Below are 19,638 nucleotides of genomic sequence, written 5' to 3' on the forward strand. Positions count from 1 at the left end.
ATCTACAGTGAAGCCGTGGGCCTGGTCGATGCGGTGATCCTGATGGGCGGTCGCGCCGAGCGGCTCGGCGGCATCGCGAAGGGCGACCTGCGTGTCGACGGGACGACGCTGCTCGAGCGCGTCGTGGCCGCGGCCGGGATGGCGCGGCATCGCGTGGTCGTCGGCGATGCAGGCGCGTCCGACCTGCCGGGCGACGTGATCGTGGTGCGCGAGGAGCCGCCGTTCTCCGGACCGGCGGCCGCGGTCGCGGCAGGCGTGAGCGCGCTGCCGACGCGGACCGGCCCCGCCGGGGTGAAGGGCGTCGCGGGCGAGGAGGTCGCCGCCGACGCCGTGCTGCTCCTCGCCGGCGACCTCCCGTTCGTCGCCGAGGCGATCCCGCCGCTGCTCGCCGCGTTGGAGGGGGCGGATGCCGACCGTGCGGACGGCGCGATGATCGTCGACGGGGCCGGGCGTGGGCAGTATCTGACCGCCGTCGTCCGGCGCGCCGCGCTCGACGACGCGATCGCGGCGGCCGGCCCGCTCGAGGGCACGTCGATGCGCCGATTGGTCGCCGCATTGCGCCTCGTCGACGTCGCGCTGCCCGGACGCGCGACGATGGACGTGGACACCTGGGCCGACGCGCGCGCCGCCGGCGCGACCGCGGGCGAGGTCGGCAGTGCGGATCGCGGTTCGCGCAGCGCGACCGACGCGCCGGGCCCGCCGACGGAAGGAGCAGCGACATGAGCGATCAGGACGACCTGCACCGGGTGCTGGCCGACTGGGCCGACCGCGTGCGCGCCGAGCTCGACATCGCCGGCGCACCGCTCGACCTCGACCTCGTGCTCGGTGTCGCCGGTGTCGCCGCGCACGCGGTGGTCCGCCCCGCTGCTCCCGTGACGACGTACCTCGCCGGCTACGCCGCGGGCCTCGCCGCGGCCGCCGGTGCTGATCCGGATGCCGCCGCGACCGATGCGCTGGAGCGGGCGCGTCGGCTCGCCGGCTCGTGAGCAGGCCGGTCGCGTGGAGCGAGGCGCGCGCGCTCGCGCGGTCGGCCGCGCCGGCGCCGACGACCGAGCGCGTGCCGCTCGCCGAGGCGCTCGGGCGCGTGCTCGCCGAGCCGCTGGTCACCGCCATCCCCCTGCCGCACTTCGCTTCCGCGGCGATGGACGGCTGGGCGGTGTGCGGCCCGCCGCCGTGGCGTCTGCGCGCTGATGCCGTCGACGCCGACGCCGGGCACGCATCCGTCATCCAGGGCGGCGCGTCGACGGCCCGAATCGAGACCGGCGAGGCCGTCCCGATCGTCACGGGCGCGCCGGTGCCGACCGGTGCCGAGGCGGTGCTCCGGGTCGAAGCCGGACGGGTGGGCGGCGGCATCCTCGAACCCGTCGACGAGACCGGTCGCCACGACGTCGAGGGTCGGCGGCACATCCGTCCGGTCGGCGACGAGGCCGCGGCCGGCGATCGCCTGCTCGATGCCGGCGCGGTCCTGACGCCGCCGCGTATCGCGCTCGCCGCTGCGACCGGCGCCGACGACGTCGCCGTGCGACGCAGGCCGCGCGTGGCGGTCGTCCTCACCGGTGACGAGGTCGTCGAGTCCGGCGTTCCCGCGACCGGTCAGGTGCGCGACAGCTTCGGCATCGCACTCCCGGCCGCCCTGAGCGCGCTCGGGGGCGAGGTCGTCGCGATCCATCGCGTCGGCGACGACGACTCGACGACCCGCGTCGCCCTCGCGGCCGACGACGTCGACCTCGTCGTGACGACCGGCGGCACGGGGCGCTCGAGCGCCGACCACGTCCGGACGGCGCTCGCCGCAGACGGCGCGACGTTCGTGGTGCCCGGCCTCGCGACGCGACCCGGCGGGCCGACGCTGCTCGCCCGGCTTCCCGGCGCGCAGGGTCGCCTCGTGCTCGGCCTACCGGGCAACCCCCTCGCCGCACTGCTCGGCCTCGTCGCGCTCGGCGCGCCGCTCCTCGGCGCGTGGACCGGGACGGAGGTCGCCCCTCGCACGGTCGCCGCGGCACGTTCGCTGCCCGGCCGCGCGCACTCGACCGGATTGGTGCCGGCTGCCGTCGTCGGCGCGGAGGCGACCCCGGTCGCGCACGTCGGCTCGGGGATGCTCCGCGGCCTGGCCGCCGCCGACGTCGTGCTCGTCATCCCTCCGGGCGGCGTCGCGGCGGGCGGGTCCGTCGAGGCGCTTCCGCTTCCCTGGTCGGGCTGAACACCCGGCCGCCGGACGGGCGGTCGGATCGGCCCGTCCGCGCGTCGGCGGCGAGTGGCCATGCGTCTTAGCTCGGGCGGGTGACGGTCGGCGGGCGGGTCGTCGCTCGAGCGGTTCGTCCGCGGTTCACCGAAGCTTCACCCTCCCGTCGCATCGTGCCCACCCCGAGGCATGCGCCGACTCCGTACGGTCGATGCATGTCAACCGAGGTGCCGCTCCACGAGCGGGTGCACGACACCCTGCGCGAGCGCATCGGTCGGGGCGACTGGTCTGCGGGCATGCGGCTGCCGAGCGAGGCGGCGCTGTGCCGCGAGTTCGGCACGAGTCGGGGGCCGGTGCGCCGCGCGCTCGCCGTGCTGCGCGAGGAGGGCTACGTCGTCGGGGGTCGTGGGCGGCCGCCGCTCGTCGGACGTGTCGTGCCGACGCAGCCGTTCTCGACGTTCACCTCGTTCACCGAGTGGGCGCGGGCGATCGGCCGGCAGCCCGGGCAGCGGACGCTCGAGGCGGGCACGCGCCCCGCGCCGTCGACCGTCGCCGGGTTCCTCGGGCTCGACGAGGGCGCCACGGTGACCCAGGTCGTGCGGGTCCGGCTGCTCGACGGCGTGCCGACGATGGTCGAGCGCAGCTCCTTCCCGCCCGAGATCGGCGCCTTGCTCGATGACCTCGACAGCGATCGCGGGTCGCTGCACGCGCACCTCGTCGCGCGCGGCGTCGACCTCCGTCGAGCGCGGCACACGATCGACGCGGTCGCCGCCAACCCGCTCGATTCCGAGGTGCTCGAGGTCGACGCCGGAAGCCCGCTCCTCCGCGAACGCCGGATCACGTTCGACTCGGCCCGCCGCCCGCTCGCGTACGCCGACGATCGCTACCGGCCCGAGCTGGCGACGTTCACCATCGAGAACGAGGTCGACCGCCGCACGCCGCTCACGCGATCGCACCCGACCGAGGCGGTGCGATGATCACCCTGGCCGTGCTGGCGTTCGAAGGTGCGGTGGTCCGGCGATCGACGGATGCCTCGGCGCCGCCGCTGCTCGTCAAGGGCGTCGAGTCGTCGCTCGCCGAGCTGCGCCGGCGGGGCGTTCGCGTCGTGTTCGTCTGCGAGGGGCGCCACCGCGACGCGGGCGCCGCCCTGGCGGGTCTCGGCTGGTCGGTGTCGGGAGACCTGCGCGCACCGCGCACGGTCGACGCCGTCGTGGCCGTCGACGACGTGGCATCCGCCCCGCCCGCGCCCTTCGCCGTGCACCACGCCATGGAGCTCGCCGGCACGCTCGACGTGCGCCAGGTGCTCGTCGCCGGCGACTCGATCGCGATGCTCGAAGCAGGCAGGGCAGCCGGGGCCGGGTGGGTCGTCGGGGTGCTGAGCGGCGCCGCACGTCGGCCGGAGCTCGCGTCGGTGCTGCATGACGCGATCCTCTCCGACGTCAACGACCTCGTCGCGCTCGCGGTGCCCGCGGCACCGGCACGCTGAACCGGACCGACCCGCTCACCCCACGCGCGGTCCGAGGGGCGTGCCCTGGTGGAACAGCATCCGGGGGCGGTCGCCGGTGATCTGCCAGAGCGAGCTCCGACGACTGCGCATGCCGTCGGCGTCGAGCGTGTAGGTCAGCAGCGCGAGGTCGGGCGCGACGAGCTCGACGTGCTCCCCGGTGACGACGGCCGTCTGCACGTCGACCGCGTCGGGCCCGGTCATGACGTCGATGAGCTCGTCCCGCGTCCACAGCCGCCCGCTGCGGCCGATCTCGCGGAAGGACTCGTGGAGCAGGTCCTCGAGTGCCGCCGAGTCGCGGCGGGTCTCGGGCTCGAGCAGTCGGCGCTCCGCCCCGGTCACGAGGACGGCGATGGACTCGTCTTCCATGCCGCGAGCCTACGCCGTCGACGCGGGGCCGGTTCCGACGCGCGGCCGGCTCCGATCCCGGCGCTGCGACGGTCGGGTCGTTCGACCGTTGCGCCCCGCTCGGGCGCCTGCCCACGATGGAGACATGGCGACCCCCCGCGACTTCGATCCGGCCTGCGAGGATCCGGACGAGGTCGCCCGGCGGCTGGGCGTCGATCCCGAGACCGGGCTCGACGCGGCCGAGGCGGAGGAGCGGCTGCGCACCCACGGGCCGAACGAGCTCAGGCCGGCCGCGCGCGTGCCGCTCTGGCGACGGGCCACCGCGCAGCTCGCGGACCCGCTGATCCTGCTCCTCCTCGCCGCGGTCGTCGTCTCGGTCGTCGCCTGGCTCGTCGAAGGAGCCCGCGGCTGGCCGATCGACGCCATCGTGATCCTCGCGATCATCGTGCTGAACGCCGCCCTCGGCCTCGTGCAGGAATCACGTGCCGAGCGGGCGGTCGCAGCGCTGGCCGTGCTGACGCGCGCCCATTCGACGGTGCTGCGCGGCGGCGAACTCCGGACCGTCGCGAGCGACGCGCTGGTGCCCGGAGACGTGCTGGTCCTCGCCGAGGGCGACCGGGTGGGGGCCGACGCTCGCCTGGTGCGCGCGAACGCGCTGCGCGTGGCCGAGGCATCCCTCACCGGCGAGAGCGAGCCCGTCGAGAAGGACCCGGCCACGCTCGATGACCGGGTACCGCTCGGCGACCGGCGCGACATGGTGTTCGCCGGCACCGCCGTCAGTCGGGGCACCGGGCGCGCGATCGTGACGGGGACCGGCATGGCGACCGAGATGGGCGCGATCGCGACCATGCTCGACGAGACGGTCGAGGAGCCGACGCCGCTGCAGGTCGAGATCGCGCACCTCGGCCGCCTGCTCGGCCGGATCGTCGTGGCGATCGCGATCGTCGTGATGCTCACGGTGACGATCGTCCAGGGCGTCGACACTGCTTCCGGGTTCGTGACCGTGCTGCTGCTCGGGGTCTCGCTCGCCGTGGCGGCCGTGCCCGAGGGCCTCCCGGCGATCATGTCCCTCGTGCTCGCGCTCGGCGTGCAGCGCATGGCGCGCCGGAACGCCGTCGTCAAGAAGCTCTCGAGCGTGGAGACGCTCGGATCGGCATCCGTGGTCTGCACCGACAAGACCGGCACGCTGACGACGAACCAGATGACCATCCAGCGCGTCGTGTCGGCCTCGGGCGTCGTCGACCTCGGCGGCGTCGGCTATGCGCCGGTGGGCGCCGCGACGACGAAGGGCCGGGAGCTCGCCGAGGGACCGCTCCGCACCGAGGCCCGGCTCGTGCTCGGCGCGGGGTCGCTCGTCAACGATGCGCAGCTCGCCGAGCACGACGGGATGTGGGAGATCGAGGGCGACCCGACCGAGGCGGCGTTCCTCGTCGCGGCGCGGAAGATCGAGGGCACGACCGAGGAGGCCGCCCGGTACGGCCGGGTGGGCGAGGTGCCGTTCAGCTCCGAGCGCAAGATGATGTCGACCGCGCACCGCCACGAGGGCGGCGACGTCGTCGTGCTCAGCAAGGGCGCGCCCGACGTGCTGCTGCAGCACTGCACGCGCCTGCAGGTCGGCGACCGGATCGTGCCGCTCGATCCGGTGCGTCGCGCCCACGCGCTCGCCGAGATCGAGATGCTCTCCGAGGAGGCCTTCCGCACGCTCGCGGTCGCGTACCGGCCGGCGCCCGAGCTCGCGGCCGGGCTCGCGGCCGACACGGGTCGGGCGGATGCCGCGGGGCCCGACGAGATCGCCGAGGAGGACCTCGTCTACGCGGGGGTCGTGGGCATCATCGATCCGCCGCGCCCCGAGGTGCGACCCGCCATCGCGGAGGCGCGGGCGGCCGGCATCCGCGTGGTCATGATCACCGGCGACCATCCGGCGACCGCGGCGCGCATCGCGCGCGACCTCGGCATCATCGGCGAGGACGGCATCGCCCTCCCGGGCGCGCGCCTCGACGGCATGGACGACCGGCAGCTCCGCGACGCGGTGCGGACGGTGTCGGTGTTCGCCCGGGTCGCGCCCGAGCACAAGCTCCGCATCGTCGACGCGCTGCAGGCCGAGGGCCTCGTCGTCGCGATGACCGGCGACGGCGTGAACGACGCGCCCGCGCTGAAGTCGGCCGACATCGGGATCGCGATGGGCATCACGGGCACCGAGGTCACCAAGGAGGCGGCGAAAATGGTGCTCGCCGACGACGACTTCGCGACCATCGTGCACGCGGTCCGGGAGGGCCGGGTGATCTTCGACAACATCCGCAAGTTCCTGCGCTACCTGCTCTACTCGAACATGGGCGAGGTGCTCACGGTGTTCCTCGGCGTCGTGCTCGCGGGCGCCCTCGGCTTCGCCGGCGCCTCCGACGAGGCCGTGGTGCTGCCGCTGCTCGCGACCCAGATCCTCTGGATCAACCTCGTCACCGACTCGGGCCCCGCGCTCGCGATGGGCGTCGACCCCGAGGTCGACGACGTCATGGCGCGGCCGCCGCGCGGCCTGCACGACCGTGCGATCGACCTCGGCATGTGGATCGGCATCGCCACGACGGGCATCGTGATCGCGATCGCGACCCTGCTCACCATGGACGCACTCCTGCCCGGCGGGTTCGTCCCGGGCGGAACCGACACGTTCGAGACCGCGCGCACCGCCGGGTTCACGACGCTCGTGTTCGCGGGGCTCTTCACGGCGTTCAACGCCCGATCGGCGACGTCGAGCGCGTTCCGCGGGGTCTTCGCGAACCGCTGGCTGTGGGGCGCGGTCGCGCTCGCGGTGGTGCTGCAGGTCGCGGTCGTGTCGTGGGCGCCGCTGCAGGTCGCGTTCGGCACGAGGCCGCTCGACGCCGCGCACTGGGCGCTGTGCGTCGCGATGGCCTCGTCGGTGCTGTGGGTCGAGGAGCTGCGCAAGATCGGCATCCGGATGATCGCGCGTCGGCGGGCGACGGGCGGCACCGGCGCCGGTGCCGTCGGGGATGCCGCGGCATCCGGTCCGTCCGGGATCGGAGACACGCGCTCGCGCTGAACCATGGGCCCGCGGCATCCGTCGTCGCTATCGTCGGCAGCATGACCGAGGCTGCCGCACTCTCGTACGACCCGCTCTGGCCGCGAGCCGGCGACTGGCCGGCGTTCGAGTCGATGGCGGATGGCGCGCGCGCCGCGCTCGCGATCCTCGGCGTCCCCGCGTGGCGGACGTCGCTCTCGCCCACCGCGGCCCACGCGACGCCCGCCGCGATCCGCGCCGCGCTGCGGCGGTACAGTCCGGCGCTCGTGCCCGACCGCTCGCGCGACCCGTTGGACTCCCCGCTCGCGGACGCGATGGACCTCGGCGTGCTCGACCTCGTCGACGCCGGCGACATCGAGGAACCCGACGGCGACGCCGGCGAGTCGCGCACGCGCGCCCGTGTCGGCGAGGTGCTCGCGCGATCGGAGGCGCTCGTCGCCCTCGGCGGCGACAACTCGGTCACGTTCGCGACGGCGCTCGGCGCCTGGGGCGCCGACCTCGGCACCGCGGGGATCGTCACGATCGACGCGCACTACGACCTGCGCGACGGCGTCTCGAACGGCTCGCCCGTGCGCCGGCTCATCGAGGCCGGGCTCGACCCGAGCCGGATCGTGCAGATCGGCATCCAGGACTTCGCGAACTCGGCCGCGTACGCGCGCCGCGCCGCCGACCTCGGGATCACGGTGATCCACCGGAACGAGCTGCATCATCGCCTCCCGCACCTCGCGATGGCGGAGGCGCTCGAGATCGCCGGCGCGGCCGGCGGGCCCGTGCACCTCGACGTCGACGTCGACGCGTGCGACCGATCGGTCGTGCCCGCATGCCCGGCGTCGGTGCCCGGGGGCCTCGCGGCGTGGGAGCTCCGCGCGCTCGTCCGCGCCGCGGCATCCGACCCTCGAGTGCGCAGCGCCGACCTCGTCGAGATCGACGCGACCGCCGACGCTGCCGACGGGCGCACCGTGCGCCTCGCGGCCCTCTGCGTGCTCGAGTTCGCCGCGGGCGTGGCGCTGCGGAGCCTGCCCGGACCCGCGGAGCCGGTGGTCGTACCCGAGTAGCACCGCGCGGTCGCGGTGTCTCGCCACGGCCCTCGCAGAGTGGCAGACTCGGCCGCATGAAGACGCTCGTGCTCGTGCGCCACGCGAAGTCGGCGTGGGGTGACCCGACGCTCGCCGACCACGACCGCCCGCTGAACGAACGCGGGCGGCGCGATGCCCCGGAGATGGCGAGGCGGCTCCGCGAGCGCGGGGTCGTGCCCGACGCGATCCGGGCGAGCACGGCGGTGCGGGCCCGGACGACGGCGGAGGCCATGGCGGCCGAGCTCGACCTGCCCGCCGACGCGCTCGTGCTCGACGAGCGGCTCTACGGCGCGGGCCCCGACGCGATCCTCGCCGTCGTCGCGGAGCTCGGCGAGGAGCCCGGAACCGTCATGGTCGTGGCGCACGATCCGGGCATGTCCGACCTCGCGTTCCGGCTGTCGGGCGAGATCGAGCACATGCCGACGTGCGCCGTGGCGGAGTTCCGGTTCGCGGTGTGGTCGTGGTCCGAGCTCGCCGAGGCCGACGCGGTCGCGGTGCACCTCGACACACCGCACTGACCCGGTTCGCCCGGTCCGCCCGGCACCGGACGGTCGGCGTGCGTCAGCGCTCCGTCGGAGCCGGCCGCCCGGCGTTCACGAATCGTCGCCGGGAGTCGCGAGCATCCGCCGCACGTACGGGGTCGCGGGTGCCGCCGCGAGTTCCGCGAGCGTGCCCCGCTGGGTGACGCGTCCGTCCTCGAGCACGAGCACGTGATCGGCGAGCGTCGCGGCGTCGGCCCGGCTGTGCGTGACCACGACGGTCGCGCCGCCGAACTCGCGCACGTGCCGGGCGAGCTCGGCGCGGGTGTCGTGCCGGAGCTCGACGTCGAGGGCCGACATCGGCTCGTCGAGCAGGAGCACCTCGGGCTCCGCCGCGAGCGCCCGGGCGAGGGCGACGCGCTGCGCCTGCCCGCCCGAGAGCTGGGCGGGCAGGCGATCGGCGAGCGGCCCGAGGCCGTAGCGCTCGAGCCACGGCTCGGCGGCGGCGCGAGCGGCATGGCGCGATCCGCGCATGCGTGCGGCGAACGCGACGTTGTCGCGGACCGTGAGGTGGGGGAAGAGCACGTAGTCCTGGAACAGCACGCCGACCCGCCGCCGCTCCGGGGGGAGGCGGTCGACGCCGCGGTCGCCGATGCGCACCGAGCCGGCGTCGATCGGCACGAGGCCGGCGATCGCCGCGAGCAACGTCGACTTGCCGGCGCCGTTCGGCCCGATGACGGCGAGCGGATGCCCCGGCACCGCGTCGAAGGCGGCCTCGACGCGGTGCGCGCCGCGCGTGACCGTCACATCCGCGTGCAGAGCGGGCCGTCGCGCGGCCGGCACCGGCCCCCGGGGCAACGGGCTCGGCGGGGTCTGCGGATTCGGCTCGGTCGGCGGCCGGTCGGGGGGCGTCATCCGCGCACTCCCGGCAGCCACCGGTCGCGGAGGAGCAGCAGCACCCCCACGGACACGGCGAGCAGGAGCAGCGCGAGCGCGATCGCCTCGTCGGGATCGGTCTGCATCGCCAGGTAGCTCGCGATCGGAAGGGTCCGCGTGACACCGGGCAGCGAGCCGGCGAAGGTGATCGTCGCCCCGAACTCGCCGAGGGCGCGCGTGAAGCAGAGCACGGCGCCGGCAGCGACGCCGGGTGCAACGAGGGGCAGGGTGACGTGGCGGAACACCTGCCAGCGCGACGCCCCGAGGGTCGCGGCCGCGAGCTCGGTGCGACGGTCGGTCGATCGCAGGGCGCCCTCGACCGCGAACACGAGGAACGGGAGCGCCACGAACACCTGCGCGATGACGACGGCGCCGGTGGTGAACGGCACCGTGATGCCGAACAGGTCGTCCAGCAGGCCGCCGAGCAGCCCGCGTCGACCGAGGAGCAGCAGCAGCGCGATCCCGCCGACGACGGGCGGCAGGACGAGCGGCACGGTCACGGCGGCCCGCAGCAGGCGTCGGGCGGGGGTCGGCCACTCGACCGCGCGTGCGAGCAGCGCGGCGAGCGGCACCCCGAGGACGAGGCACGCGCCCGTCGCGACGATCGCAGTGCCGAGCGAGAGCAGGAGCGCCTCGAGCACGGACTCGCGCGCGAGCAGCCCGCCCAGCTCGCCCCACGGCGCGCGCACCACGAGCGCGACGAGCGGGAGCACGAGTACCGCGAGCCCGATGCCGGCGAGCAGGGCGACGGGCCACGCGAGCCCGCCGTGCGGGCGGACGGGGCCGCGACGCGGCGGCGCGTTCGGCGCAACCGGCCGCATGGTCACGGCGCGCCGAACCCGAGTCGGCCGAGCACCTCGCGCCCCTCCGGGCCCGTCACGAACGCCGTGAACGCGATGGCCGCGGTCGGATGCGGCGCGTCGGCGAGTGCGGTGATCGGGTACCGATTGACGACGGATGCCGCCGCGGGCACCGCGATTCCCTCGACCGCGTCTCCGGCCGACCGCACGTCGGTCCGGTACACGAGTCCGGCGTCGACCTCGTCGAGCGCGACCTTCGTGAGCACGGCCTTCACGTCGGACTCCAGCGTGTCGGGAGCGGCGTCGATGCCCTCCTCGGCGAGCAGGGTCGCCGCGGCGGAGCCGCAGGGCACGCTGGGATCGCACAGCGCGATCCGGAGTTCGGGACGCGCCAGGTCGTCGAGTCCGGTCACTCCGGCGGGGTTGCCGGCGGGCACGACCAGCTCGAGGGTGTTCGTGGCGAAGACCGTGACGGCGTCGGCGAGCCCGGCGTCGACGACGACCCGCATGGGCGACTCGGCCGCGGCGGCGAAGACGTCGGCCGGCGCGCCCGCGACGACCTGCTCGGCGAGCGCGGCGCTGCCGCCGAGGTTCAGCGCGACCTCGACCTCGGGATGCCGCGCCTCGAAGCCGGCGGCGAGTTCCTCGAACGCCTCGGTGAGCGACGCGGCGGCGAAGATCGTGATCGTGCCGGCTTCGGGCGTCTCGGAGGTCGCCGCCGCCGAGCCACCGGTTCCGGGGTCGGAGGCGCCCCCATCGGCGGTACCGGTCGGGCCGCTCGCGCACGCCGCGAGCACGCCCACGCCCGCGATCGCGACCGCGATGCGCGCCACCCGCGGAGTGCGCACGACGCGGGAGCGGGGCATCCGCCGTCGGACACGCCGGACCCCTCGGGCGACTCGGTTCACGCGTCGCCGCCGCTCGGCAGCTCGATGGAGACGACGGTCGCCTTCGCGCTCGCCGCCGCGAGCACCCCGGGCTCGAGTCCGAGTTCGTCGGCGGCCTCGCGGCTCATGAGCGACACGATGCGGAAGGGGCCGGCGCGCAGCTCGACCTGGGCCATCACGCCGTCGCGTTCGACGGCGGTGACGAGTCCGACGAAGCGGTTGCGCGTCGACGCCCGGGCGAGGGGGAACGCCTGCGCGAGCGCCCCGTCGTCGGCTTCGTCGCCGAGCAGTCGGACGAGCTCGGTGCCGGCGACCATGCGCATGCCGTTCGGCCCGCGCTCGAGCTCGAGGCGTCCGGCGTCGGCCCAGCGCCGGATCGTGTCATCGCTCACGCCGAGCAGTGCGGCCGCCTCGCTGATGCGGAACGAGTTCATGCTCTTCTCCGCAGATGCGTCGCCATGTAACGAACATACCCGCGTATGCGGGTCCGAACCAGTGCGAGGCGCGCCTCGAGCCGGGGCCTGCGCGCACGACGACTCAGCGGCCGTGCAGCGCTCGGTACCGTTCCGCGTCGAGGGCCATGACCCGCGTGGTCCCGTCGTTGCGCTCCTCCTCGAAGCCGAGCCGCTCGGCGAGCGCCTTCGAGGCGGTGTTGCCGACCGTCATGTGCGCCTCGGCCTCTGAGGCCTTCAGGTCGTCGAAGGCGAGCCCGAGCATCGCGAGCCCCGCCTCGGCGGCGTACCCCTTGCCCTGCCAGCGCGGGCCGACGACCCAGCCGACGTCCACCCGGCGCGCGCCGGGCTCGAGCGAGCGCAGGTGCAGCGATGCGTCGCCGATGAGGCGATCCTCCAGCACGACGGCGAGCGCGAGGAAGTCGTCGCGCTGCTCGAGCCGGTCGTGGTGCGTGCGGTTGAGGAGGTGCACGAACGATTCGGCGCGCGTGCGCAGCGGCCATGAGAGGTGCTCGACCACGGCCGGATCGGACTGCAGCTCGTACCAGGCCGCGGCATCCGCCAGCCGGTGCGGTCGGAGTCGGAGGCGCGGCGTGACGATGACGGGGGAGCGGACGCCGTCCGGGATCCGTGGCCCGCGCATGAAGCGCGGGCGCTGCGGGACGAGGTCGCGAAGCAGTCGCAGCACGTCGGTGGGTGCGAACCGCCCGGTGCCGGGCGGTGCTCCTGTCGTGCGGCTCATCGAGGCCCCCCATCACGCTTCCGCGTTCGTCGACGCCGCGCAAGGCCCCCTGACCGGTCGCCTGCCGACGGTGCGACCGCGGCACCCCACCGGCACGGCCTGCGTTCGACCGTATGCGGCGATCCTGTGAGGACGGTAGGGATTGCCTGTGGCGACCCGATGGCGTAGGTCGGCTGCGAGAATCGATCCATGCCCATCGATCCCGATTCGCCTCGGTTCGCACGGCAGCGCGTGCTGCCCGGCATGGGTGCCGCCGGCCAGCAGCGGCTCGCGGGGGCCCACGTGGTCGTGCTCGGCGCGGGCGGCCTCGGCAGCGCCGTGATCCCCGCGCTCGCCGCGGCGGGCGTCGGGCGGCTCACGATCGTCGACGACGACGTGGTCGAGCCCACGAACCTCCATCGCCAGACGCTCCACCACGACGCCGACGTCGGCCGGCCGAAGGTCGATTCGGCGACGGATGCCGCGCTGCTCCTCGCACCCGACGCGGAGGTTCGCGGGGTGCGCGCACGGTTCGACGCCGGCAACGCCGACGACCTGCTCGTCGCGGCCGACCTCGTCGTCGACGGCACCGACGACATCCTCACCCGCTACATCGCCGACGACGCCGCGGCCCGCGCCGGGATCCCGCTCGTCTGGGGGTCGGCGGCGAGGTTCTCCGGCCAGGTCGGGGTGTCGTGGGAGGGGCGCGGCGTCTCGTACCGCGACCTCTTCCCCGAGCCTCCGGCCGACGCAGGCCTCAGCTGCGAGATCGACGGCATCCTGCCCAGCGTGTGCACCGTGACCGGCGGGCTTATGGCCGGCGAGGCGCTGAAGCTCCTCACCGGCCTCGGCGATCCGATGCTCGGGCGGGCGGCCGTGTACGACGCGCTCTCCGGGCGCACGCGCGAGATCGTGTACGCCCGGGCCGACGACGCACCCGTCCGCGCCGCACCGGGGCCGCCCACCGCGTCGGCGGCGGCCCAGGCACCGGCGGCGACTCGTGGCACCGCCGCGTCCCCGGTCGGCGAGGTCGACGCCCTCGCGCTCGCCGCGGAGCTCGCCTCCGACCGCCCCCCGCTGCTGCTCGACGTCCGCGAGCCGTGGGAGGCCGACCTGGTCGGGATCGCGGGTTCGAGGCTGATCCCCCTGCACGAGCTCGGCGCCCGCACGCGCGAGCTCGACCCCTCGGCATCCGTCGTCGTGTACTGCCACCTCGGCGTGCGGTCGCGCCTCGCAGCCGAGCACCTCGCGGCCGCGGGCTTCGCCGACGTGCGCAACCTGGTCGGCGGCATCGACGCGTGGTCGGTGGCCGTGGACCCCGACCTGACGAGGTACTGATGACGCGGATCCCGTTCGACGAGCACGCACGGTTCGTGCGATCCCTGCTGGCTCCGCTCGGCGCCCGGCCGACCGAGCGGGTCGCGGTCGCCGATGCGCTCGGTCGCATCACGGCCTCGCCGGTCGAGTCGCCGATCGCACTCCCGCCGTTCCGGAACTCGCAGATGGACGGGGTGGCGGTGCGGGCCGCGGAGGTCGCCGGTGCTCCGGTCGAGCTGCCCGTCGTCGGCGAGTCCGCTGCGGCGCCGGGAGCGCCTGCCCCACTCGGCCCGGGCACCGCCGTGCGGATCATGACCGGCGCGCCCGTACCGGACGGCGCCGACGCGGTCGTGCCCGTCGAGGACACGGAGGAGGTCGACGGCTCGGGCTCGGTCCGCATCCTGCGGCCGCGCGCCGCGGGCGAGTTCGTCCGCGAGGCCGGATCCGACCTCGCGGCCGGAGACGACGTGCTGCCCGCCGGCATCCGCCTCGCGCCGCGCCATCTCGCGGCGGCTGCGGCTTCCGGGCTGACCGAGCTGCTCGTGCGCGAGCGCCTGCGCGTCGCGGTCGTGAGCACGGGCAGCGAGCTCGTCGAGCCGGGCACGCCGCTCGGGCCCGGCGAACTGCCCGACGCGAACGGCGTCGCGCTGCGCGCCGCGGTCGCCGCGTGCGGTGCCGTCGTCGTGCACACCGGACGCGTCCGCGACGACGTCGCGGCGCTCCGCGCCGAGCTGGATGCTGCGGTCGATGAGGGTGCCGAGCTCATCCTCACGAGCGGCGGCATCTCGAAGGGCGCGTACGAGGTGGTGCGCGAACTGATCGAACCGCTCGGCGCGTGGGTCGGCTCGGTGGCGATGCAGCCCGGCGGTCCGCAGGCGACCGGCGTCTTCCGAGGAGTGCCGCTCATCGGGTTCCCGGGCAACCCGGTCAGCGCCCAGCTCTCGTTCGCGCTGTTCGTCGCGCCGTCCCTCCGCGCGATCGCGGGCCTGCCGCCCGCCCGGACCGAGCGGATGCCGCTCGCCGAGGACGTCTCGTCCGTTCCCGGGAAGCGGCAGTTCCTCCGCGGCCGCGCGACCGACGGCGGTCGTGCGCTTGCCGTCGGCGGCCCCGGTTCGCACCTGGTCGCCGCGCTCGCCGCATCCGAACTCCTCATCGTGATCCCCGAGACGACCGAGGCGCTGGCGGCCGGCGACGAGGTCGATACCGTGTACCTATGAGCGAGGGTCGGATGAGCGAACTCACGCACCTGGACGACGACGGCCGAGCGCGCATGGTCGACGTCGGCGGCAAGCCCGTCACGCGCCGTGTCGCCATCGCCGAGGGGCGCCTCGACACGACCGCCGAGGTCGTCGGGCTCGTCCGATCCGACGGGCTGAAGAAGGCCGACGTGCTGCCGACCGCCCGGATCGCCGGGATCTCGGCGGCCAAGCGCACGAGCGAGCTGATCCCCCTGGCGCACATCGTGCCGCTCGACGCCGTCTCGATCGACTTCGGCTTCGGGGTGTCCTCCGTCACGATCCGTGCGACCGCGTCGACGACCGGGCGCACGGGCGTCGAGATGGAGGCGCTCACCGCCGTCGCCGTCGCCGGCCTGACGCTGCACGACATGGTCAAGGCCGTCGACCCCGCCGCGCAGCTCGGCGGCATCCGGCTCGTCGAGAAGCGCGGCGGCAAGCGCGGCGTGTGGCGGGCGGACGGCACCGGCGGCGAGGCATCCTCCCCCGGCATCGAGGTCGACGCTTCGACGACGGATGCCGCGGGCGCGCGCCGCGCGATCGTGCTCGTCGCCTCGACCCGCGCCGCAGCCGGCACCGCCGACGACACGACCGGGCCGGTGATCGCCGGATGGCTCGGCTCGCGCGGCTTCGACGCGGCCGCGCCGCGCGTGGTCGCCGATGCCGACGTCGCCGAGGCGCTGCGCGCCGCCGTCGACGAGCAGCCGGCCGTGATCCTCACCACCGGCGGCACGGGCGTCAGCCCGACCGACCGCACTCCGGAGGCGACGGCGGCATTCCTCGATCGCGAGCTCCCCGGCGTGGCGGAGGCCATCCGCACGGCCGGGCGCGCGGCCACCCCGACGGCGGCGCTCAGCCGTGCACTGGCCGGGGTCGCGGGCCGGACCGTCGTGGTCAACCTCCCCGGATCGCGCGGTGGCGTGGGCGACGGGCTCGCGGTGCTCGACGAACTGCTGCCGCACCTCGTCGACCAGGTCGCCGGCGGCGACCATGCCCGACGCCCGATCGCGGGCGCCGTCGGAGACGAGCCCGTCGGCGAGTCGGAGCGCATGGAGCACGGGGGAGCGCCGCATGCCTGAGCCCGGTACCGCGAGGCCCGGAGCGGATCCGGACGTCTACGCCGTCGTCACCGATGCCGTCATCGATCGCGCGGAGGTCGAGTCGTTCGTGCTCTCGCGACGCGACGGCGCGCTCGTGACGTTCGAGGGCGTGATCCGCGACCACGACCACGGCGAGAGCGTGTCGGCCCTCGACTACTCCGCCCACCCCGACGCCGAGCGGTTCCTGCGCGAGACGTGCATCGAGGTCGCCCACGAGACCGGGCTCGCCGTCGCGGCGGCCCACCGCGTCGGCGCGCTCGCGATCGGCGACGTCGCCCTCGTGGCATCCGTCGCCGCACCGCACCGCGCCGAGGCCTTCGCCGCATGCGCCCTGCTCGTCGACCGCATCAAGGAGCGCACCCCGATCTGGAAGCGGCAGCACCTCGCCGCCGGCGCGAGCGAGTGGGTGAACCTCTGACGCAGGGGTGCGCGGCGGAGTTCGCCGCTCAGCCGCCGGCGAACGGCGGCAGCACGTCGACCTGCGCCCCGACGCGGGCGGCAGAGTCGCGACGCACGACGCCGTCGACGAGGAACGAGCCGTTCGCGACCACGCGGGCCATCTGCGGGCCGTACCGGTCGACGAGCAGGGCGCCGAGCGCGCCGACCGTCGTCGCATCGCCCTCGAGCTCCAGGCGCTCCTCCTCGACTCCGGCGGCCTCGGCCGCCGCGGCGAAGTAGCGCACGAGCACGGTCGTGGTGCCGGTCGTCGCCGCCTCAGCCACCGATGCCTCCCATCGTCCGGACGGGGCGGACGAAGTCGACGTCGTCGATCCCGTGGCCGGCCTTCTTCGCCCACATCGCCGCCCGCCACCGGTCGGCGATCTCGTCGTCGCCCGCGCCGGAGCGGAGCAGCTCGCGCAGGTCGGTCTCGTCGTCGCCGAACAGGCACGAGCGGACCGAGCCCTCGGCGGTGAGTCGGGTCCGGTCGCACGCGCCGCAGAACGGGCGGGTCACCGACGCGATGACGCCGACCGTCGCCGGGCCGCCGTCGACCAGCCACTCCTCGGCCGGCGCGGCCGGATCCTCGCGACCGACGGGCGTCAGATCGAAGCGCGCGCCGAGCACGCCGAGCAGTTCGTCGGCGTCGACCATGTTCGCGCGGCGCCACGCCTCCTCGGCGTCGAGCGGCATCTGCTCGATGAAGCGGAGCCGGCATCCGTGCTCGATCGCCCAGGCGAGCAGTGCGGGCGCATCGTGCAGGGTCTGCCGCATGAGCACGGCGTTCACCTTCAGCGGCCCGAGGCCGGCCCGGTGCGCGCCCGCGATGCCGGCCAGCACCGCGGGAAGGCGGTCGCGCCGGGTCAGGCGGGCGAAGTGCTCGCGGTCGAGCGTGTCGAGCGAGACGTTGACCCGCGTCAGCCCCGCGTCGCGCAACGCCTCCGCACGCTTGTCGAGGCCGATGCCGTTCGTCGTGAGCGCGAGCGGCGTACCGGGCGCCGCCTCGGCGCTCCGGCGCACGATGTCGACGAGGTCGCCGCGGGTCAGCGGCTCGCCGCCGGTGAAGCGCACCTCGCGGACGCCGAGGTCGCGGACCGCGATCCCGACGAGGCGGCCGATCTCGTCGGCGGACAGCAGCTCGTCGCGCGGGATGACCGGCAGGCCCTCGGCGGGCATGCAGTACGTGCACCGCAGCGAGCAGGCCGACGTGATCGAGATCCTGAGGTCGTGGGCGACGCGCCCGAACCGGTCGACGAGGCCGGTGACGTCGGGGCGGCCGGCCGTCGAGGGCGCAGCGGCATCCGCCCGGCGGATCGCCGGGATGCCGAGCGCGATGGCAGCCATGACCCCACCCTACGCAGCACCCCGCCCGATCGGGGGCGTCGGACGTTTCGTGAAGATGACGAAGCGGATCCACCGGTGACATCCGGCCCCGCCCTCACTATCGTGAGACCGACGGGGGAGGGGGCGCCATGTCGTTCATCACGAGGGGCTTCTCGGGACGTTCGCGCGAGCGCGACGATCGGCTGCCGCCGGGCCAGACCCTCGTCGGCGACTTCCCGGTGCTGTCGGCCGGTCCGACGCCCGACGTCGACACCGCGGACTGGGAGTTCACGATCCGCACCGAGTCGGGTGCGCAGCACTCGTGGAACTGGGATCAGTTGATGGCGTTGCCGATCGAGGACGTCACGACCGACATCCACTGCGTCACGCACTGGTCGAAGCTCGGGACCGGATGGCGCGGGGTCGCCCTCGACACCCTCTTCGAGGGCGTCGACACCGACTACGCGTACACGATGGCCCACAGCTACGGCGGGTACACGACGAACGTGCCGCTCGACGACCTGCTCGACGGCAAGGCGTGGATCGCGTTCGAGTTCGACGGCGAACCGCTCGACCCGGAGCACGGGGGCCCGGCCCGCTTGGTCGTGCCGCACCTGTACTTCTGGAAGAGCGCGAAGTGGGTGCGCGGCCTCGTGATGATGGAGGACGACGAGCCCGGGTTCTGGGAGCAGAACGGCTACCACCTCCGCGGCGACCCGTGGAAGGAGGAGCGGTACTGGTGAGCGACGCCGCCGAGGCGCCGGCCGTGCCGCGTGCGGGCTGGCACGTCGCGACCGTCGCGCGCACCGCTCGCGAGACGCCGAGCGCCGCCCGACTCGAGCTCGACGTCGACGGATGGCCCGGCAACGCCGCCGGTCAGCACCTCGACGTGCGGCTGACCGCGGAGGACGGCTACACGGCGACGCGGTCGTACTCGATCGCCTCGTCGGGCGACGGCTCGCGGGTCGTGCTCGCGGTCGACGAGCTGCCCGACGGAGAGGTGTCGCCGTTCCTCGTGGAGGCGGTGCGCGCCGGCGACATGCTCGAGGTGCACGGGCCGCTCGGGGCGTTCTTCGTCTGGCGACCGAGCCCGAACGGCGGCACTGCACGCCCCGTCCAGCTCATCGCGGGCGGATCGGGCATCGTGCCGCTCTACGCGATGGCGCAGGCGCACGCCGATGCCGACGATCCGACGCCGTTCCGGATGCTGTACGCGGTGCGCACGCCCGACGACGTGTACTTCGACGACGAGCTGTCGGCGCTCTCGGCGGCGGGCGCGCCGTTCCGGCTCGACGTCGTGTACTCGCGCCGCGCCCCCGACGGCTCGTCGACGCCGCCGGGGCGGATCACGCGCGAGCAGCTCGAGGCGGCGGTGATCCCGGCCGCCGATCGCCCCGTCGTGTTCGTCTGCGGTTCGACGGGGTTCGTCGAGCGGGTCGCCTCGTGGCTCATCGAGCTCGGGCACGACGCCCGGGACATCCGCACCGAGCGATTCGGAGGCACCTGATGACCGGTCACGTCGACGGCAACGCGATCGCTGGACCGCTCGCCGACTTCTTCTCGTTCGACGTCACGATGGCGACCGGGCGCTGTCGCGCCTGCGGCACGGTCGCCGAGCTCGCCAGGGCGATGGTGTACGTCAGCGGCGCGGGCACGGTCGTGCGGTGCTCGACGTGCGACCACGTGCTCGCGGTGCTCGTCGACATCGGCGAGCGGGCGTGGATCGACCTCGGCGGCGTGACCGCGATCGAGGTGCGACGCTAGCGGAGCGCGTCCTGCCGCGACGGCGACGCCTGCCCGGGAGTTCGCAGG

Annotated in this window: 22 protein-coding genes and 1 pseudogene; 15 read left to right on the top strand and 8 right to left on the bottom strand. The window is 74.9% G+C overall.

The features are described from left to right. Positions 1-15 precede the first annotated feature (15 nt). From mobA to ACSJD1_RS02615, 5 genes are all read left to right on the top strand, one after another. Positions 16-723 (top strand): molybdenum cofactor guanylyltransferase, encoded by a 708-nt coding sequence (mobA, locus tag ACSJD1_RS02595; RefSeq protein ID WP_438853751.1) that lies wholly within the window; start codon positions 16-18, stop codon positions 721-723. Beyond that, a complete protein-coding gene (locus tag ACSJD1_RS02600) occupies positions 720-986 on the top strand; it encodes a DUF6457 domain-containing protein (protein WP_438853752.1) in 267 nt (88 codons plus the stop codon). Before mobA ends, ACSJD1_RS02600 begins: the two co-directional genes overlap by 4 nt. After that, the gene (locus tag ACSJD1_RS02605) at positions 983-2,197 is read left to right on the top strand and encodes a molybdopterin molybdotransferase MoeA (RefSeq protein WP_438853753.1); all 1,215 of its coding nucleotides are present in this window, start codon (positions 983-985) and stop codon (positions 2,195-2,197) included. The genes ACSJD1_RS02600 and ACSJD1_RS02605 overlap by 4 nt, the downstream gene beginning before the upstream one ends. A gap of 197 nt (positions 2,198-2,394) precedes the next feature. Beyond that, positions 2,395-3,156: a GntR family transcriptional regulator gene (locus ACSJD1_RS02610; protein WP_438853754.1), complete on the top strand. Its 762-nt coding sequence runs from the start codon at positions 2,395-2,397 to the stop codon at positions 3,154-3,156. Beyond that, positions 3,153-3,665, top strand: coding sequence for an HAD family hydrolase (locus ACSJD1_RS02615; protein ID WP_438853755.1), 513 nt, complete (start codon positions 3,153-3,155; stop codon positions 3,663-3,665). Before ACSJD1_RS02610 ends, ACSJD1_RS02615 begins: the two co-directional genes overlap by 4 nt. 15 nt (positions 3,666-3,680) lie before the next feature. On the opposite strand, the gene ACSJD1_RS02620 is transcribed toward ACSJD1_RS02615, so the two are convergent. Then, complete coding sequence (locus ACSJD1_RS02620) at positions 3,681-4,052, bottom strand: nuclear transport factor 2 family protein (protein ID WP_438853756.1); 372 nt, start codon at positions 4,050-4,052, stop codon at positions 3,681-3,683. Positions 4,053-4,176: 124 nt separating this feature from the next. Between ACSJD1_RS02620 and ACSJD1_RS02625 the strand changes: the two genes are divergently transcribed. From ACSJD1_RS02625 to ACSJD1_RS02635, 3 genes are read left to right on the top strand one after another with little or no spacing between them, the layout of a single operon-like run. Next, positions 4,177-7,083 (top strand): cation-translocating P-type ATPase, encoded by a 2,907-nt coding sequence (locus ACSJD1_RS02625; RefSeq protein ID WP_438853757.1) that lies wholly within the window; start codon positions 4,177-4,179, stop codon positions 7,081-7,083. A gap of 41 nt (positions 7,084-7,124) precedes the next feature. Beyond that, positions 7,125-8,117, top strand: coding sequence for an arginase family protein (locus tag ACSJD1_RS02630; RefSeq protein WP_438853758.1), 993 nt, complete (start codon positions 7,125-7,127; stop codon positions 8,115-8,117). 56 nt (positions 8,118-8,173) lie between these two features. Continuing rightward, on the top strand, positions 8,174-8,656 hold the full coding sequence (locus tag ACSJD1_RS02635; RefSeq protein ID WP_438853759.1) for a SixA phosphatase family protein: 483 nt from the start codon (positions 8,174-8,176) through the stop codon (positions 8,654-8,656). Between the two features lie 293 nt (positions 8,657-8,949). Here ACSJD1_RS02635 and ACSJD1_RS02640 read toward each other — a convergent pair. From ACSJD1_RS02640 to ACSJD1_RS02660, 5 genes and pseudogenes are all read right to left on the bottom strand, one after another. Continuing rightward, positions 8,950-9,532 (bottom strand): annotated as a pseudogene (locus ACSJD1_RS02640) (ATP-binding cassette domain-containing protein); the annotation flags it as partial. After that, positions 9,529-10,374: an ABC transporter permease gene (locus ACSJD1_RS02645; protein WP_438854111.1), complete on the bottom strand. Its 846-nt coding sequence runs from the start codon at positions 10,372-10,374 to the stop codon at positions 9,529-9,531. The pseudogene ACSJD1_RS02640 and the gene ACSJD1_RS02645, both read right to left, overlap by 4 nt. A 2-nt stretch (positions 10,375-10,376) precedes the next feature. Then, entirely contained in the window at positions 10,377-11,186 is an 810-nt protein-coding gene (gene modA / locus ACSJD1_RS02650; protein ID WP_438853760.1) for a molybdate ABC transporter substrate-binding protein, read from the bottom strand. 71 nt (positions 11,187-11,257) lie between these two features. Beyond that, positions 11,258-11,674 carry a TOBE domain-containing protein gene (locus ACSJD1_RS02655; RefSeq protein ID WP_438853761.1) on the bottom strand — a complete coding sequence of 139 codons (417 nt, stop codon included), beginning with the start codon at positions 11,672-11,674 and terminating at the stop codon, positions 11,258-11,260. 103 nt (positions 11,675-11,777) lie between these two features. Further along, positions 11,778-12,434 carry a GNAT family N-acetyltransferase gene (locus ACSJD1_RS02660; RefSeq protein ID WP_438853762.1) on the bottom strand — a complete coding sequence of 219 codons (657 nt, stop codon included), beginning with the start codon at positions 12,432-12,434 and terminating at the stop codon, positions 11,778-11,780. A 189-nt stretch (positions 12,435-12,623) separates the two neighbouring features. On the opposite strand from ACSJD1_RS02660, the gene ACSJD1_RS02665 reads away from it, so the two are divergent. From ACSJD1_RS02665 to ACSJD1_RS02680, 4 genes are read left to right on the top strand one after another with little or no spacing between them, the layout of a single operon-like run. Next, complete coding sequence (locus ACSJD1_RS02665; RefSeq protein ID WP_438853763.1) at positions 12,624-13,751, top strand: ThiF family adenylyltransferase; 1,128 nt, start codon at positions 12,624-12,626, stop codon at positions 13,749-13,751. Next, on the top strand, positions 13,751-14,947 hold the full coding sequence (locus ACSJD1_RS02670; RefSeq protein WP_438853764.1) for a molybdopterin molybdotransferase MoeA: 1,197 nt from the start codon (positions 13,751-13,753) through the stop codon (positions 14,945-14,947). Before ACSJD1_RS02665 ends, ACSJD1_RS02670 begins: the two co-directional genes overlap by 1 nt. Then, positions 14,944-16,044 carry a bifunctional molybdenum cofactor biosynthesis protein MoaC/MoaB gene (gene moaCB / locus ACSJD1_RS02675; RefSeq protein ID WP_438853765.1) on the top strand — a complete coding sequence of 367 codons (1,101 nt, stop codon included), beginning with the start codon at positions 14,944-14,946 and terminating at the stop codon, positions 16,042-16,044. The genes ACSJD1_RS02670 and moaCB overlap by 4 nt, the downstream gene beginning before the upstream one ends. Further along, a complete protein-coding gene (locus ACSJD1_RS02680) occupies positions 16,037-16,483 on the top strand; it encodes a molybdenum cofactor biosynthesis protein MoaE (RefSeq protein WP_438853766.1) in 447 nt (148 codons plus the stop codon). Before moaCB ends, ACSJD1_RS02680 begins: the two co-directional genes overlap by 8 nt. Positions 16,484-16,511: 28 nt before the next feature. Here ACSJD1_RS02680 and ACSJD1_RS02685 read toward each other — a convergent pair whose 3' ends face one another. Together ACSJD1_RS02685 and moaA are read right to left on the bottom strand one after the other, a co-directional pair. Next, the gene (locus ACSJD1_RS02685; protein ID WP_438853767.1) at positions 16,512-16,787 is read right to left on the bottom strand and encodes a MoaD/ThiS family protein; all 276 of its coding nucleotides are present in this window, start codon (positions 16,785-16,787) and stop codon (positions 16,512-16,514) included. Beyond that, positions 16,780-17,847 carry a GTP 3',8-cyclase MoaA gene (moaA, locus tag ACSJD1_RS02690; protein WP_438853768.1) on the bottom strand — a complete coding sequence of 356 codons (1,068 nt, stop codon included), beginning with the start codon at positions 17,845-17,847 and terminating at the stop codon, positions 16,780-16,782. Before moaA ends, ACSJD1_RS02685 begins: the two co-directional genes overlap by 8 nt. Before the next feature lie 128 nt (positions 17,848-17,975). On the opposite strand from moaA, the gene ACSJD1_RS02695 reads away from it, so the two are divergent. The 3 genes from ACSJD1_RS02695 to ACSJD1_RS02705 are packed head-to-tail and all read left to right on the top strand — an operon-like array spanning position 17,976 to position 19,590. Beyond that, positions 17,976-18,569 carry a sulfite oxidase-like oxidoreductase gene (locus tag ACSJD1_RS02695; RefSeq protein ID WP_438853769.1) on the top strand — a complete coding sequence of 198 codons (594 nt, stop codon included), beginning with the start codon at positions 17,976-17,978 and terminating at the stop codon, positions 18,567-18,569. Further along, a complete protein-coding gene (locus ACSJD1_RS02700) occupies positions 18,566-19,333 on the top strand; it encodes a ferredoxin reductase (RefSeq protein WP_438853770.1) in 768 nt (255 codons plus the stop codon). Before ACSJD1_RS02695 ends, ACSJD1_RS02700 begins: the two co-directional genes overlap by 4 nt. Beyond that, positions 19,333-19,590 carry a DUF6510 family protein gene (locus tag ACSJD1_RS02705; protein ID WP_438853771.1) on the top strand — a complete coding sequence of 86 codons (258 nt, stop codon included), beginning with the start codon at positions 19,333-19,335 and terminating at the stop codon, positions 19,588-19,590. Before ACSJD1_RS02700 ends, ACSJD1_RS02705 begins: the two co-directional genes overlap by 1 nt. The last annotated feature ends 48 nt before the right edge of the window (positions 19,591-19,638 follow it).

This window comes from Agromyces excoecariae, assembly GCF_051715505.1.
In the GTDB taxonomy this organism is placed as follows: Bacteria; Actinomycetota; Actinomycetes; order Actinomycetales; family Microbacteriaceae; genus Agromyces.

Bases quoted from the DNA above. Each gene is read 5' to 3' on its own strand.
- ACSJD1_RS02600 (WP_438853752.1), top strand. From the start codon at position 720: ATGAGCGATCAGGACGACCTGCACCGGGTGCTGGCCGACTGGGCCGAC.
- ACSJD1_RS02610 (WP_438853754.1), top strand. From the start codon at position 2,395: ATGTCAACCGAGGTGCCGCTCCACGAGCGGGTGCACGACACCCTGCGC.
- ACSJD1_RS02615 (WP_438853755.1), top strand. From the start codon at position 3,153: ATGATCACCCTGGCCGTGCTGGCGTTCGAAGGTGCGGTGGTCCGGCGA.
- ACSJD1_RS02620 (WP_438853756.1), bottom strand. From the start codon at position 4,052: ATGGAAGACGAGTCCATCGCCGTCCTCGTGACCGGGGCGGAGCGCCGA.
- ACSJD1_RS02625 (WP_438853757.1), top strand. From the start codon at position 4,177: ATGGCGACCCCCCGCGACTTCGATCCGGCCTGCGAGGATCCGGACGAG.
- ACSJD1_RS02630 (WP_438853758.1), top strand. From the start codon at position 7,125: ATGACCGAGGCTGCCGCACTCTCGTACGACCCGCTCTGGCCGCGAGCC.
- ACSJD1_RS02635 (WP_438853759.1), top strand. From the start codon at position 8,174: ATGAAGACGCTCGTGCTCGTGCGCCACGCGAAGTCGGCGTGGGGTGAC.
- ACSJD1_RS02645 (WP_438854111.1), bottom strand. From the start codon at position 10,374: ATGCGGCCGGTTGCGCCGAACGCGCCGCCGCGTCGCGGCCCCGTCCGC.
- ACSJD1_RS02655 (WP_438853761.1), bottom strand. From the start codon at position 11,674: ATGAACTCGTTCCGCATCAGCGAGGCGGCCGCACTGCTCGGCGTGAGC.
- ACSJD1_RS02660 (WP_438853762.1), bottom strand. From the start codon at position 12,434: ATGAGCCGCACGACAGGAGCACCGCCCGGCACCGGGCGGTTCGCACCC.
- ACSJD1_RS02665 (WP_438853763.1), top strand. From the start codon at position 12,624: ATGCCCATCGATCCCGATTCGCCTCGGTTCGCACGGCAGCGCGTGCTG.
- ACSJD1_RS02670 (WP_438853764.1), top strand. From the start codon at position 13,751: ATGACGCGGATCCCGTTCGACGAGCACGCACGGTTCGTGCGATCCCTG.
- moaCB (WP_438853765.1), top strand. From the start codon at position 14,944: ATGAGCGAGGGTCGGATGAGCGAACTCACGCACCTGGACGACGACGGC.
- ACSJD1_RS02680 (WP_438853766.1), top strand. From the start codon at position 16,037: ATGCCTGAGCCCGGTACCGCGAGGCCCGGAGCGGATCCGGACGTCTAC.
- moaA (WP_438853768.1), bottom strand. From the start codon at position 17,847: ATGGCTGCCATCGCGCTCGGCATCCCGGCGATCCGCCGGGCGGATGCC.
- ACSJD1_RS02695 (WP_438853769.1), top strand. From the start codon at position 17,976: ATGTCGTTCATCACGAGGGGCTTCTCGGGACGTTCGCGCGAGCGCGAC.
- ACSJD1_RS02705 (WP_438853771.1), top strand. From the start codon at position 19,333: ATGACCGGTCACGTCGACGGCAACGCGATCGCTGGACCGCTCGCCGAC.